Source organism: Psychrobacter nivimaris, assembly GCF_043419765.1.
Lineage (GTDB): Bacteria > Pseudomonadota > Gammaproteobacteria > Pseudomonadales > Moraxellaceae > Psychrobacter.
This window is the reverse complement of the sequence record NZ_JBHOFX010000002.1, coordinates 48,425-62,804: the sequence shown is the minus strand read 5'-3', so window position 1 is coordinate 62,804 and position 14,380 is coordinate 48,425. Positions and strand designations below refer to the sequence as shown.

General features: G+C 42.2%; 17 protein-coding genes. 6 read left to right on the top strand and 11 right to left on the bottom strand.

What is annotated here, in order from left to right:
• Positions 1-71: 71 nt before the first annotated feature.
• The 3 genes from ACHEVO_RS03695 to ACHEVO_RS03685 form a co-directional block, all read right to left on the bottom strand.
• Positions 72-461 (bottom strand): nuclear transport factor 2 family protein, encoded by a 390-nt coding sequence (locus tag ACHEVO_RS03695; RefSeq protein WP_394123962.1) that lies wholly within the window; start codon positions 459-461, stop codon positions 72-74.
• A gap of 168 nt (positions 462-629) precedes the next feature.
• The gene (gene nfsB / locus ACHEVO_RS03690) at positions 630-1,286 is read right to left on the bottom strand and encodes an oxygen-insensitive NAD(P)H nitroreductase (RefSeq protein WP_197177063.1); all 657 of its coding nucleotides are present in this window, start codon (positions 1,284-1,286) and stop codon (positions 630-632) included.
• Between the two features lie 304 nt (positions 1,287-1,590).
• Positions 1,591-2,565, bottom strand: coding sequence for a hypothetical protein (locus ACHEVO_RS03685; RefSeq protein ID WP_394123961.1), 975 nt, complete (start codon positions 2,563-2,565; stop codon positions 1,591-1,593).
• Between the two features lie 172 nt (positions 2,566-2,737).
• Here ACHEVO_RS03685 and ACHEVO_RS03680 point away from each other — a divergent pair, with 172 nt between their 5' ends.
• Positions 2,738-3,652: a LysR family transcriptional regulator gene (locus ACHEVO_RS03680; protein ID WP_394123960.1), complete on the top strand. Its 915-nt coding sequence runs from the start codon at positions 2,738-2,740 to the stop codon at positions 3,650-3,652.
• Between the two features lie 79 nt (positions 3,653-3,731).
• Here ACHEVO_RS03680 and ACHEVO_RS03675 read toward each other — a convergent pair whose 3' ends face one another.
• The 6 genes from ACHEVO_RS03675 to pqqA all read right to left on the bottom strand — a co-directional run bounded on the left by ACHEVO_RS03675 (position 3,732) and on the right by pqqA (position 8,104).
• Complete coding sequence (locus ACHEVO_RS03675) at positions 3,732-4,787, bottom strand: dipeptidase (protein WP_394123959.1); 1,056 nt, start codon at positions 4,785-4,787, stop codon at positions 3,732-3,734.
• Positions 4,784-5,956 carry a pyrroloquinoline quinone biosynthesis protein PqqE gene (gene pqqE, locus ACHEVO_RS03670; RefSeq protein WP_394123958.1) on the bottom strand — a complete coding sequence of 391 codons (1,173 nt, stop codon included), beginning with the start codon at positions 5,954-5,956 and terminating at the stop codon, positions 4,784-4,786. Before pqqE ends, ACHEVO_RS03675 begins: the two co-directional genes overlap by 4 nt.
• Entirely contained in the window at positions 5,953-6,249 is a 297-nt protein-coding gene (gene pqqD, locus ACHEVO_RS03665) for a pyrroloquinoline quinone biosynthesis peptide chaperone PqqD (protein ID WP_394123957.1), read from the bottom strand. The genes pqqE and pqqD overlap by 4 nt, the downstream gene beginning before the upstream one ends.
• Positions 6,246-7,004: a pyrroloquinoline-quinone synthase PqqC gene (gene pqqC, locus ACHEVO_RS03660; protein WP_394123956.1), complete on the bottom strand. Its 759-nt coding sequence runs from the start codon at positions 7,002-7,004 to the stop codon at positions 6,246-6,248. Before pqqC ends, pqqD begins: the two co-directional genes overlap by 4 nt.
• Before the next feature lie 42 nt (positions 7,005-7,046).
• Entirely contained in the window at positions 7,047-7,958 is a 912-nt protein-coding gene (gene pqqB, locus ACHEVO_RS03655; protein ID WP_394123955.1) for a pyrroloquinoline quinone biosynthesis protein PqqB, read from the bottom strand.
• Positions 7,959-8,029: 71 nt separating this feature from the next.
• On the bottom strand, positions 8,030-8,104 hold the full coding sequence (gene pqqA, locus ACHEVO_RS03650; protein ID WP_082894360.1) for a pyrroloquinoline quinone precursor peptide PqqA: 75 nt from the start codon (positions 8,102-8,104) through the stop codon (positions 8,030-8,032).
• A 364-nt stretch (positions 8,105-8,468) separates the two neighbouring features.
• Between pqqA and ACHEVO_RS03645 the strand changes: the two genes are divergently transcribed.
• Positions 8,469-8,720, top strand: coding sequence for a hypothetical protein (locus ACHEVO_RS03645; protein ID WP_201569055.1), 252 nt, complete (start codon positions 8,469-8,471; stop codon positions 8,718-8,720).
• A 255-nt stretch (positions 8,721-8,975) separates the two neighbouring features.
• Positions 8,976-9,221: a hypothetical protein gene (locus ACHEVO_RS03640; RefSeq protein ID WP_394123954.1), complete on the top strand. Its 246-nt coding sequence runs from the start codon at positions 8,976-8,978 to the stop codon at positions 9,219-9,221.
• A gap of 164 nt (positions 9,222-9,385) precedes the next feature.
• Here the strand turns inward: ACHEVO_RS03640 and ACHEVO_RS03635 are convergent, their stop codons facing one another.
• Both ACHEVO_RS03635 and ACHEVO_RS03630 read right to left on the bottom strand, forming a co-directional pair.
• Positions 9,386-10,282 carry a 3-hydroxyacyl-CoA dehydrogenase gene (locus ACHEVO_RS03635; RefSeq protein WP_394123953.1) on the bottom strand — a complete coding sequence of 299 codons (897 nt, stop codon included), beginning with the start codon at positions 10,280-10,282 and terminating at the stop codon, positions 9,386-9,388.
• Between the two features lie 531 nt (positions 10,283-10,813).
• Entirely contained in the window at positions 10,814-11,719 is a 906-nt protein-coding gene (locus ACHEVO_RS03630; protein ID WP_394123952.1) for a LysR family transcriptional regulator, read from the bottom strand.
• Between the two features lie 215 nt (positions 11,720-11,934).
• Between ACHEVO_RS03630 and ACHEVO_RS03625 the strand changes: the two genes are divergently transcribed.
• The 3 genes from ACHEVO_RS03625 (at position 11,935) to ACHEVO_RS03615 (ending at position 14,358) form a co-directional block, all read left to right on the top strand.
• A complete protein-coding gene (locus tag ACHEVO_RS03625) occupies positions 11,935-12,678 on the top strand; it encodes an outer membrane protein (RefSeq protein WP_394123951.1) in 744 nt (247 codons plus the stop codon).
• Between the two features lie 272 nt (positions 12,679-12,950).
• Entirely contained in the window at positions 12,951-13,391 is a 441-nt protein-coding gene (locus ACHEVO_RS03620) for an antibiotic biosynthesis monooxygenase family protein (RefSeq protein WP_394123950.1), read from the top strand.
• Positions 13,392-13,509: 118 nt separating this feature from the next.
• Positions 13,510-14,358 (top strand): NAD(P)H-binding protein, encoded by an 849-nt coding sequence (locus tag ACHEVO_RS03615; RefSeq protein WP_394123949.1) that lies wholly within the window; start codon positions 13,510-13,512, stop codon positions 14,356-14,358.
• Positions 14,359-14,380 lie beyond the last annotated feature (22 nt).

The following is a 14,380-nucleotide window of genomic DNA, read 5'->3' as shown; positions in this document are numbered from 1 at the left end:
GGATTAAAGGCGTAGATTATGCACAGTCTGATTACGCATAAAAGGGGTTGTCACCTCTCTATATATATGAACTAATACATGGTTTGATCATTAGCAGAATCTTTTGGTATTTGTTGGATAGAATCCCAATGCTCGACAATTTTCCCACTATCATCAAATCGAAAGAAATCCATCGTCACGAATTCATCGATGGTTTTATCTTCATTATGCCAGACTTGATGGGTATGCAATGAGACTAAGTCATCTTCAGCGATACAACGTACAAACTCAATTGACTTATTCGGATACTGTGCTTGCATCCGTTCAAAGTATTCAATAAATCCTGATTTACCATTGGCTACAGCGGGATTGTGTTGAATATAATCATCGCCCACATAATCAGCGACGGCCTTTTGTGGATTACCCTCGTAAGCGGTCTTATAGAACGCGATAGCATTCTTTTTATTGTTTGCCAAATTCATCGTCGTCTCCAGTTATTATTTATGTTTATTTTGAAAGCAACACAGTAAATTAATAAGAAATATTATCAAAAAACGTCAGAAAATCTATAGCAGAAACTCAAACGGCCAATAGCAACGTTAAAATTATGCTTATTGACCATTTGATAATGTTTAGACCCTAATGATTGCTTAAGCCTTAATAAAAATAGTTTCTTCACTCAAGCGTGATTTAGGTATTTTGGCATTAAAGTCATCATCGCTGCGGTAGCCAAACGATACCACTGCCACAGCAGAATATCCTTTGCTACGTAAGTCGAACTCCGTATCAAGCGCCTGTAAATCAACGCCTTCCATAGGGACGGTATCAATACCCAAAAGCGCGCTGCCCAATAGTACTCCGCCCATGTTGAGATATACCTGTTTGGCAAGCCAATGTGGCTCATCTTTGGTATCGAAGCGATGCATATCTAAGAACAATTGGCGACCTTGATGCATCTGTGCTTTGAATTCTGGCTGCGCATAGCGACCATCTTGATCTTCTTTTTCTAACACCGCCTGCATGTATTCATCGTCGGCATGAATACGAGTACAGAAAACCACCACGTGTGAGGCATCTAGGACTTTAGGTGTATTAAAATGAAAGGCACCTTGCGTGCTTTTGGCAATGCGCGCTTTGCCTGCGTCATCATCTGCAATGACAAAGCTCCATGGTTGAATATTGGTGCTTGATGGACTCATTTGTAGCATGTCTTTGATCTGCTCAAAATCTTCAGCAGATATCTTTTTATTGGCATCAAATACTTTGGTACTGTAACGCCAGTTTAGTGCTTCATTAATGGTTTTCATGATTGTCCTTAAGTAAAGTAAGTTTCATTTTTTTAGTCAGCTGGTAATACAAACGGATTTAACAAACGGTGCTACTCAATCCTTATTCGTGCATAGATAAGTTGAATGATTAGCCCGTCCTAGCGATGACTCATAATAGTAAAGTTCATACATTAGAACCACTAGCTACAAGAGAAAACACTTTCAATATTATTTTGAGAATATGGCGTTTTTAATCTATCTAAAGGTTATTTATTAGCTATATTAGGACGTATAATGAAGGTGCTTTATCAATTGATAAATCCATTAAACGCATAAACTGATCTTAAAACGGCGCGAAATTATCAGGCTGGCTGTGCGTAGCAGTCCAACGTTGATTGGCATCAATATGACTATTAAGCCCAACTCCTCGTGGTACTTGCATATTATCGCCATACAGCCAAAGCACCATATTGGTACGTTTGCCACTGGTGATTGGATGTGCGGCGTGCGGCACCGAGCCTCTATGAATAATCGCCATGCCAGGTTTAAAGATAGCACGTTTGGTTTGCCCTAAATGGCGATCAACAAAGTCAACTTCTGATCCAGTAAAGTCTTCGCCTGGCAGATTTAGGTTAATATTCATGGTCACCGCTGAAGCATCGGTATGAAGTTGTAGCGATGTATCACCTGTCGGCTGGTATTGAATCGAGAACCCAAAGGTCTGAGTGTCATAGCCATAAATATTGGCAAATAACAACCGAGCGATAGGGCGCATATATTGATTCATGACTTTATGATAAAACGCCTGAAAATTAGGGGTGGCCAAATAGCCTAGCGAGCGCGCATCTAGCATGGCCCCATTACTGTTCAAGGCAATACCGTAAGGAGGACGTATGGGAATGTTAGCGTCTGCGATTGCTTGCAGATAATGGCGCAGCGTTGATAGTTGTGCTGGGTCAAAGAGTTGTCCCTGATATACGTCAGGTAGTATCTCTTGCCATAAATTTTTAACAGCCGTCTCCGTAGAAGGAGTGCGCCATGCTTGCGTCACTGCATCACGTAGAGTTGGATCAAATAATGAGTCATCAAGTACAGGCAAGTCATGCTCAGTGGTTTCCCACTCTGCCCATGCTTGCTCTAATAACTGGCTGTTTTGATGCCAGAAATGCTCTACCGATGGTGCACGTCTAAGCATGTTTGATTTTGAAGGTAGTGGTAAGTTGCGTGCTTGCTGTAGTGCGCTTTGTTGATTATCTCCATCATGGTGGCTATGGTGTTGAGTATCCTGTGTGCTTGTAGGCCGTATTATAGTATCCATCGTGTATCTCCAAATGTGTGAGTAAACCTTATAGGTGCATGCTACTATAATTAATGATTTTGATAATCAGCAGGTTTAGAGAAACAGTTTCAATAATTTTTATATAATAATGAGGCTAGCAGCAAGCGATGGTGGTTGCTAAGTTAGACGCTAATTGAACGAAGGCATGACGATGAAAAATTTGCAGGATTTACGTATTTTTATTGAGACCGCTCGCTTAGGCAGCCTATCTGCCTGTGCTCGGCACTTAGATCTGTCGCCTGCAGTTGTGAGTGCAGCGGTCAAGCGATTAGAAGCCGAAATTGAGACGGTGTTGTTTGTTCGCTCTACTCGTAGGCTGCGTTTAACTAGCAAGGGTGAGCAATATTTAAAGCATTGCCGAGATGCCGTGGCTATTTTAGATAACGCTTATGCAGGATTGCATGATAATGATGCCGAGCTGACGGGTACAATTCGACTGTCGGCATCATCAGATTTGGGACGAAACTTAATTTTGCCTTGGTTGGACGATTTTATAGACATTCACCCAAAAGTGACGGTGCAGTTACATATGTCAGACAGCTATGTGGACTTGTACGGTCAGCAGATTGATTTGGCACTACGTTACGGCGCGCCCAAAGATTCATCACTGGTCGCACTACCCATAGTGTTGAATAATCGCCCTATACTTTGTGCGTCAAAGGAGTATTTGAGCAAGATTGATAAGGGTATCGGTATCCCAAAAATGCCAGAAGATTTATCGCAGCATAACTGTTTACGTTTGGGGCATGATGAAAAGTATTTGAGCGAGTGGACTTTTGAGAAAGCGGGCAAGACTAAACGTGTGGCCGTGGATGGCAATCGCAGAAGTAAAGACGGTGACGTTGTACGCCGCTGGGCAGTGGCGGGTAAAGGCATCGCATTAAAGTCTCAGTTAGATATAGCCGGCGATTTAAAGGCAGAGAGACTTGTCGAGGTAGAGTTGGACGGCTGGCAAGTGGCCAACTATCCGCTGTATTTGATTTGTCCAGAACGGCGCTTAATCGATCCATTGTTTAATGCGGTCAAAGAATACTTGATTGAACGAGTAGAGCAGGTGTTAAGGTAAAACGAGAACTAATGATTACCCTGTTTAATCAGACGAGCAAAACAGCAATCCCTAGACAGTAATTGCTTGATTATTATGACTATTGCCATACCTTGTCAAGCACCGTAAACCAGTTTTTTGACGTCACCTTTTCAATAAGTCGGTTTGAGAAGTGACGTTGTTGCATTCGCTCAATCAGCATAGAGATTTGACTGATATCAGATAACTCATCAGGTAGTAGGCAACCATCGAAGTCAGAGCCAAACCCAACGTGATCTTCGCCTAGATGGTCGATCAGATAATCAAGATGATCGACAATCACATCAAGTGAGGTTTGCGTATTACGTTGCCCATCTGCACGAAGAAACGCCACATCGAAATTCACCCCAACCAAACCATCGCTTTGTTTAATAGCAGCCAGCTGCTGATCGGTTAAGTTCCGTGCTTGCTGACAGAGAGCATGCGAATTGGAGTGTGTCGCAACAATAGGCTGGCAGGCAATCTCTATCGTATCCCAAAAAGCGCGTTCATTCATATGCGACACATCGATCAGCATATGCTTTTCACTGCACTTAAGAATGAGGTCTTTGCCTTGAGCGGTCAGACCAGATCCTGTATCTGGAGAGTGCGGAAAGGAGGCATTCAAGCCATCACCGAAGAGGCTCTTTCTATTCCATAGTGGGCCAATGCTTCTGAGGCCTGCCTCATAAAAAACATCCAGCAGGTCAGGCTGTATGGCTAAAAACTCAGCACCTTCCAAATGCAATACAATGGCCAGTTGCTTATTCTGCTGACAGGCCTGAATTTGTTCTAACGAGGTGCAAATCTGAATCTGACCGTCAGATCTTGCCTCTAGTTGCTGAGCCAGTTTCAATTGCTCACAGCAGATATCGACGATTTCTTGCGGAGTAAAATCTGAATGTGATGGGTCGGCTAATTTGTCAGGATGGTTGTTTTTCACATAAGCGTAGGGCGGCAAGAAAATAGAAAATAATCCGCCCATCCAATTCGCGTCTTTGCAGCGTTGTAAATCCAAATGTCCCGGTAACGTACCATAAATGAAATCATGTACCGGATCGGCAGCTGAACTTAGCCAAAGGCGAGTCAATAGATCGTTATGTCCATCAAATATCACAGGCTTAGTATTAGCATTCATATTTCACCTGTCACCATACGAGTAGGAATCAGTGTGTCTTTATTCAGCTGTTTATTGCTCAGTGACTTAGAATTTTTTGGATTGCGAAAGCGCAGTTCTTCAAAAGGTACAGGCGTCTCGCTGTTGATACATGCCTCCTCAATCAGGTAGTGATAAGGCGATTTTCCACAGACAGGATCGGCGTTTTTGGCATCCCCAGTTAGCATAAACGCTTGGCAACGGCAGCCGCCATAATCGCGCTCTTTATCTGGGCAGCTTTGGCAGATATCGGGCATCCAATCGTCACCGCGAAACTGATTGAAGCTCGCAGATTCATACCAAATATCCGACAGTGGTGTATGTCGTACATTGGGAAACTGTATTGGCATCTGTCTGGCAGCATGGCAAGGCAGGGCTGTACCGTCTGGTGCCACTGTTAAGAAAATCTTGCCCCAGCCATCCATACAGGGCTTTGGACGTTCTTCATAATAATCAGGCACCACAAAAATAAGTTTGCATTTGATACCACGTTCTTCAATCTGCTTACGGTATTCATTGGTAATGCGTTCAGCTCGGACCACTTGCGCTTTGGTTGGTAGTAAACCCTCTATGTTCTCAAACGCCCAACCATAAAACTGACAAATAGCCAGCTCGACCGTGTCGGCTTCCAGCTCTAAGCAGAGATCAATAATCTGGTCAATCTGATCGATGTTTTGCCGATGAATCACAAAGTTAAGCACCATCGGATAGTCGTATTGCTTAACCAGACGTGACATCTCATACTTTTGCTCAAAGGCATGTTTTGAGCCTGCCAAGGCATTGTTGACCGTTGGATCACTGGCTTGAAAGCTAATTTGGATATGCTGAAGACCTGCTTCTTTTAAACGCGCAATCCGAGCTTCGGTCAATCCCATACCCGACGTGATCAAGTTAGTATAAAAACCTTGATTGTGCGCATAAGCGACCAGTTCTTCTAGGTCTTGACGAACCAGTGGTTCACCGCCAGAAAAACCAAGCTGCACCGCACCCATTTGCCGCGCCTGATCAAAGACATCAAACCACTCTTGTGTCGTTAGCTCTTCTTTATACTGAGCATAGTCAATAGGGTTTGAGCAATAAGGGCATTGTAAGGGGCAGCGATAGGTCAGCTCAGCAAGCAGCCATAGCGGTAGCCCGACTGGCGCAGTCATACTAAATCAATCCAATGTTCACGCTGGGCGACCAGCATATATTCAATGATGTCTTGCTCGATTTCGGGAATATCGCCAAACATAGCTTGCACCTTTTGGATAATGTCAGCAATGGACGCTTGACCATCAATATGCTGCCCAATGATGCTGGCACTGTCATTGAGCTTAATCATACCCTCAGGGTAGAGTAAGACATAGGCGTTTTGCGCTGGCTCAAACTGAAAACGATAACCCTGACGCCATACTGGTACGATGGATTGATCCAGCTCAGGTAAACTAGCAGGTATACTCATTTAAACAATCCTTTATGCCAGACATTGTCAGAGGTGACGCTTTGATAAGGGGCTTGGTTATGCACATAGGCCAAGCTTAAGGCATCCAGAATCGTCCATAAGATATCGAGCTTGAACTGTAGGATCTCAAGCATGCGTTCTTGCTGCTCGGCTGTTTTGAATGAGTCGAGTGTGATGGTCAGACCATGCTCAACATCGCGGCGCGCTTGACTTAAGCGTGAGCGGAAATAGGTATAGCCTTGCTCTTTTATCCAAGGGTAATGCTTGGGCCAAGACTCTAAACGTGACTGGTGAATCTGCGGGGCAAACAGCTCAGTCAGTGAGCTACTGGCAGCTTCTCGCCATGAGGTACGCCGTGCAAAGTTCACATAAGCATCGACAGCAAAACGCACACCCGGTAGCACCAGCTCTTCAGAAATCACCTGCTCACGAGTTAGACCGACTGCTTCTGCCAGACCCAACCACGCTTCACGACCGCCGCCATCAGGATAGACGCCATCCTGATCAATCATGCGTTGGATCCATTCTTGACGCACGCGCTGATCAGGACAGTTTGCCATAATGGCCGCGTCTTTCAATGGGATATTGATCTGATAATAAAAACGGTTGGCGACCCACGCTTGGATTTGCTGCTGTGTCGCTTTGCCTTCATGCATCATGATATGAAAAGGATGATAAATATGATAATACTGACCCTTAGCCATAATCGCTTGTTCAAACGCTTCTGGGCTTAGCGCTGTGTTTTCTTCTTGCATTGTTCTCACCTTACGATTGCTATCTTTGCCTTACCGTTTGTCTTACAGCTCAATCTGCATACCATCGAATGCTACTTCAACACCATGTTGTTTTAATGTCGCGGCTTGTTCAGACTTTTCATTTAATATTGGGTTGGTGTTATTGATATGAATGAGCACCTTACGAGCGTTATCTAACTGATCTAGATAATGCAATGAGCCGTCTTCACCACTAATATGTAAATGACCCATGTCTTGGCCGGTCTTCGTACCGACGCCGCACTCTTGCATTTCATTGTCAGTCCATAGCGTACCGTCAATCATTACGCAATCAGAGCTTTTCATAATCTGCATCACTTGATCGTCAATTTTACCGAGACCTGGCGCATAAAAGAGTTGTTTTTGTGTTTTCAAGTCTTTTACAATCAGGGCAATATTGTCGCCATCATGCGGGTCGTTGCGGTGCGGAGAGTAGGGCGGTGCAGAGCTTTTAATCACCAAAGGCGTCAATTCTAAATTGTCAAATCCTTCAATCTTAAACGTCTTTTCTGGATCAATTTGATTATATTGCAAGCCGCCATTCCAGTGCTTCAACATATTAAAGAGAGGAAATCCTGTCGTCAGATCTTGATAGACCATGTCAGTACACCAAACAGGCATCGGACAGCCTTCACGCAGGGTTAATAGCCCCGTCGTATGGTCAAGCTGACTGTCCATTAAGACTACATTGGTGATGCCTGTATCTCTCAAATGACGTGCTGGCTGTGCTGCCTTGAACTCAAATAATTGTTGGCGGATATCAGGGGACGCGTTGAATAAGATCCAATCCACACCATTTTCTGATATGGCTATCGAAGATTGGGTACGGGTTTTTGCCTGAATCGTGCCTTGACGCACACCGTGGCAATTATCGCAGTTACAGTTCCACTGCGGGAAACCGCCACCAGCAGCTGAGCCTAAAACGTGAATATACATAAATCAATATTTCCAAAAAAATAAAAGCCCTAATCATCTAGGGCTTTTAATGGATTGAGTGCTAATGAGTTTTAGCGTGCTTCGAAATACATAGTCACTTCGAAACCGATACGAATGTCTTGAAAAGCTGGTTTGGTCCACTGCATGGGATTACTCCGGAACGATCTTACTATTTAAGAAGTAAGATTAATAAAGTGAATGAGTGATAAAGGGTAGTATAAGCTGCCCCCCGCTGTCAATTTCTTAGATGTTAGTAAAGCGTTAACGAGCATCGATTAAGCAGTCTTTTATAGCATAAAACAAAGCCAATTTATCATACCGAAAAGACAGTATATCGAGCATAAGATTAAAAATATCTTTGAATAGTTTGAGCATAAATTCTAACTATAAAAAATCTGCTCGAGGGAAGTCAGGTGTATTTCGAGAACTTATGAGTTATACAGATATATTGCAAAAACCGAATTTATCTATAAAGTAATAGATTAACTTGATAGATACTGGAGCCTGAAGATGATTGCTGAATTACAAGGCAGTGAGTTAACCAAAGCAATCTTGGAAAATGTCAGCAACTATGTATGGTGCGCTGTCAGCAACGTTAGCGATGATTATGCTGTAGCAACTATAGATAATGGTTACTACGAATTATTGGTTCCTATTGTAGCCTTTAATAACGACCAGTTCGTTTGTGATAAAGGTGATCTATGGGAGTACGCTGTCTCAGTAAAGAGAGTGGCACTTACTCATGATGATGTAGGGCTATAACTCATTATCAATATAATGACTGTTACGTTCTACATACAGATTAGTCTTACAGCCTATGCATAAAAATATACCACCTGTCTACAACTTCTTGTTCTAGCTGACAATACATCTGTACTATCTATTCATAAGCTCATCTGTCTAACCACCAATATTTTTCAACGATAGATAAAACAGGTTCGAAGATGCTCAAGTGATTGCTGTTACAAAACCGCTTGTTTAGCTTACTAATCATTGTCATTGAATAGGAGTAACAACATGGATACGGTAATTGTTGGAAGCGAACTAACTCGTTCAATGCTTGAGGATGGTCATCAAAGTATATGGTGTGCTGTGAGTGACGAAAGTGATGAGAACGCTCTAGAAGATCAGGTAGGTAATGACTTCACATCTCGCATTGTAGCTTTTGAAGATGGCCAGTTCTATTGTACGGGCGGTATGCCTTGGAAGTATGCAGTGCCAATTGAGATCATTGCATTGACGCGATATGACTTTTCTCTTTAGTGAACAACATAACTTAGATAGGTTTGGATAGTCATCGCCGAAAGTAAATCTTAATATTAAGATATTTAGTTAGATAAAATGCGCGACTGACAAGGCCATCCAAGCGATGCAATATATAGCTTGAATGGTCTTTTGTGTTTTAGAGCCAGTTTGAAAGCTATTTATTATTTCAAAAATTCAGGTTGCATAAAGGCAGGGTTTGGATAAGTATAAAATCCTTCACCAGTCGCGAATCCTAATTTGTTTTGATCGATTAACTGCTCTTTTAAATATTGAGCAGCCTTGAACCTTACAGGATTTTGAGTTTTTTCAGCAGATAGCTTTGTGATGTTGTAAGCAGTGTTGATACCGATAGTGTCCAATATGGCAAAGGGACCTGACGGCGCGCCAGTTACTATCATCCACGTTTTATCTATCGTATGTGGATCGGCAACCTCTTTTGCAACCAATTGCAAAGCTGCATCTATAAAAGGCGCCAACAAACTGTTCATGATATAGCCGGGTTGCTCCTTATCCAGCGGCATTGCCACCATACCGATGGCAGTAGCAAAAGCAACAACCTCATCAAATACTTTAGGATCTGTGCCAGGATGCCCCATGATTTCAGCAACGTTGTGCATCCAAATTTTATTGGCAAAGTGTAGCGCTAAAAACTGCGCAGGTCGTCCCGTTGACTCTGCAAACTGACTAGGAAGTAAGGTAGAGGTATTGGTTGCAAAGATGGTTTTCTCTGGCGCTAGTTTGGCAAGTTTTTCATAAAATTCGATTTTAATTTCAGGAATCTCAGGAATGGCTTCAATCATCAGGTCAGCATCTTTGACCGCTTCTGCTAAGTCTGAGGTATAGCTCAGATTGTCAAAGGCCATGTCCAACTGCTCTTGAGTTGCCCTCAAATCCTTTCGAAAAGCTTTACACATCAATTGAAATTTTGATTTTGCTTTTTCTAAAACCTCATCATTGATGTCATAGACACTAACATTAAAACCATGAAATGCGGCCTGAAAAGCAATCTGATAGCCTAGGATGCCGCTTCCAGCGACAGTTACATTTTTATACGTCATTGTATTTATTTCCTAATAGTAGTGGATATAAGTTGCTAGATAAATGTCTAGAACTTATAGACCTATTATTAGATGGTTTTACCTTATTATTCAACCTTCATTTTTATAAAAACATTAAAGAGAACCTAAAAATATCACTATGCAGGTATCAGATAAGTTCATACTACTTGACTTATAATTTTATTAAATAATTCAAAAGCTTGCTGACTGTATTGCTAACTTCACACCTAATGATTTTATGATAATTGAAGGCTAATTTAATATCAGAACGACATTTTTAATGACTGTTGATGTCAAAATATTGTCGACGAGGTTGTAAAGGAGGACGTAAGCAGTGATGTAAGAGTACTCAACAGACTCTAGGGCGTGTCCTCAATTCAATCGATAGTCATCTAAAGGGGTTAAAAATGGCTAAATCTTGCCAAACGGCGTCAAATAGCTGACTAATATGTCGATATTATCTGCGCTATTTTCCTTGTTTGACTGCGATTTATCTCATTTTTATCACCATTTTTAAAATGAGGACACGCCCTAGTATGTTCTAAAAATATCAGTAGACGCGATAACCTGTTCCCTAAACCACTGATGCTTAGGGTCTTTTTGATATTTTTTGTGCCATAGCATCCGCATAGTAATCGGTGTGGGTTGATAAGGTAATGCCACGCTGTCTAAATGCTCAAATCCCAACGTATTCAATTTACTAGGGACAATAGCCATTAATTCTGACCCTTTAACGAACGTTGCCATCGTCGCAAAGCTATTGGTGCGTATGACGGTATTGGCATCTATCGCTTGAATAATGTGTTTATCCGTTTGGCTGGCAGACGCACCTTTGGTAAAGCTTAGCCCCACGTAGCGGGCATTATCAAAATCTTGCTCGGTTACTGGAGGTGAGCGGTACGCAGGATCGTAATAGCACCGTGCCACATCGTCAAATAAGCGTACGCTCATAATGTCATTGTGATCGGGGGCAAAAGGAGAAAATGCCACATCAACATTATGTTGCCGAAGTTGCTCAATATTAGGCTTGCGAGAAGGCAATATATTTAAGCGAAATGAGGCCACTTGTGCGCTAATTTGTTGCATTGCCTGTGTTAAAAACACACCCACCTGATAATCATTTGCCAAAATCGTGTAATCAAAATGAGCCAGCTTTGGCTCAAACTCCTGGGTCTGCGTTAACTCATCTAGCCGAACCAACAACGGCTTAATTTCTTGATATAAATATTCACTTTTTTGGGTCGGCATCACGCTTCTACCCGAACGCACAAACAGCTCATCGTCAAATATTAGCCTTAGTTTTTGCAAACTGTGGCTAATGGTCGATTGTGTCAGATCCAATTGTTCGGCAGTTTTAGTCACTGTGCCGACCTCGTGCAAGGTGCTGAATACCAACAAGTGCTGTCCGCTTAACGCTAAATAATCGAAATCTTTCATAATAAGTATGAACAAACCTCTGTTTTTATTCATGAGTTGGTAGCATATGATGGTTGTCATCAGGTTGCAAGAATTTAATATTCCAAAAACCCCAAGTCTTAAATATTGCTTTATTAAATACTGTTTCATTAAGTACTGCTTTATTAAATAGTAGGTCTTTGATAAAGCAGTCACTAACCATTGGCTTGGAACACCTTCTTAATTAGGGAACACTTATGACATCTTTAACCAACGCAAAAGCATTATCTACCTTTACTGTTTTGGGCTTATTTGCACTACCTACAGTCGCCATGGCAGATATGACAGAGGGCCTATATGGTACAGCACAACTGGGCTATAGCATTGCGGACACTGACTCAGAAGCCTATGGTAATAACATTGCAACTGACAACGATTTCCCAAGTTCATTTGAAGCTGATAATAGTATGGTCGGCGGTATAGGCTTGGGTTACCAGTTTAACCAGAACCTACGTATAGAAGGTCGATTGGCAAAACGTAGCTTTGATATTGATGACTCACGTTACGGTACAGGCGCTCGTGATGGCGAGCAATACATTTTAGACGGTGAGTTTGAAAGCTTAACGATGACTCTTGAAGGGTTTTACGATTTCCCTATTAGTGCCTCATTTACCCCTTATGCTAAGGCAGGTATTGGACTTTCAAAAAATGACTATTCTGCTCGTTTGGGCGGAACTGGCGTAGCAGGGTTTGATGCATTTGATGGCAAAGCAGATGGCTATTATGACAACTACGCTGATGGCGACTCTAGCGAATTTACATGGAATATCGGAGCAGGTGCAAGCTATGCATTGGCCCCAAGCACCCATTTATATGGAGAGTATCAATACATCGATTTTGGCGGCGACGTACAAACAGGACAAGACGGCTTCAGCGATGGCTTTGAGATCAACGACGCCTCTGCTCATGAATTTAACTTAGGCTTACGCTATCAGTTTTAAGGTTTTTTAATTTATCAACTTATCTTAGGGCGTGTCCTCAATTCAAACGAGTGTCCTCTAAATGGGCTAAAAACAGCTAAATTTTGCCAAACATCGTCAAATAGTTGGTCAATATCTCGATATTATCTGCACTATTTTCCTCGTTTGACGGCAATTTATCTCATTTTTATCACCATTTTTAAAATGAGGACACGCCCTAGTCTCGATATTTTATCTATATCTAAATACTTAAAACAAATTCTAAATCATCAATCTATCCAAAAGGTATTACTATGAAGATTTCAAAAGCTGCTTTATTAACCACTGTCGTTATCAGCACATTTGCATTGACCGCTTGCAACAACTTACAACCTGCTCATCAAGCTCAAAAGCATACACAGCATAATAGCCATCATCAAGGTGCTGACGTAGTATCAAACGCTAAAGTGATTGAGATTGCCTCTTTCAAACTTAAACCTAGTATCTCTTACGATGATTTTGCCGTTCTTGATCATAGCGTTGAGGTCAATCATGTGGCAAAACAAAAAGGCTTTGTATCTCGTGAGTCAGCAATGGGCGAAAACGGCGAATGGGTGGTTGTGGTGCATTGGGAAACGTTAGCGGATGCGGATGCTTCCATGACAAGTTTTACTAAAACACCTATGGCAGCTGAATTTATGGGCAGTATCGATTTAGAGACGATGGCAATGAATCGCTATACCTTAGTAGATTAGTGGATGGGTTTGAAATAAACAGCAATTTCAATCGGTTGCAAACCAGTAGATCGATTAGGGTTTATCTATTAACCCTAATCGACGTTCATTCTACTTAAGAGAATCAAAGAGGTGCACTATGAAAATCGCAGTTACAGCCGCTAATGGAAAACTAGGGTCTGCCATTATTGAGAATCTACTACAGGCGCATGCCGCGACAGACATCGTGGCGCTGGCACGCACTCCTGCCAAAGCTGAGTTTTTGACCAAGCAGTATGGCATAGAGGTCAGAGCAGGTGATTATGATGATGTACAACAGCTTAAGAATTCATTACAAGGTATAGATAGCGTTTTACTGGTGTCTAGTATGGATGAGCCTGCTAAGCGTATTGGTCAGCACCGCAATGTCATTGAGTCTGCGAAAAAAAATGGTGTGACAAAAATCGTGTATACCAGTATTCAGGGTTCTAGTACTCAAACTGCGTTTGCGCCGATTGTGAAGAGTAATCAGCAAACAGAACAAGATATCAAAGATAGTGGTCTCAATTGGGTGATAGGCCGTAATGGTATCTATATCGAGCCTGATGTGGATTATATCGATAGCTATAAGGCGCAGGGCGAGATTGCCAACTGTGCAGGTGAGGGTAAGTGTGGCTATACCACTCATGAAGAATTGGCGGTCGCTTATAGCCAAATGCTAATCAATGCTAAGCACAATGCCAATACTTATAATTTAAATGGTGAATCCATTACCCAGCAGCAGCTCACTCAGTACTTGAATGACAGGTTTGGTACAACGTTTAGTTATCGTCATATGACCGTGGAGGCGTACAAACAAGCCCGTATTGATGAACTAGGCGAGTTTATCGGTACAGTGATCGCTGGTATTTACGAGCAGATAGCAATAGGTGCCATGCACAACCAAAGCGATTTTGCCAAGGTAGTGGGCCGCGAACATATGAGTTGGACTGAGTACTTTAATAATTAATAAGACCGCGCATACTCAAGCT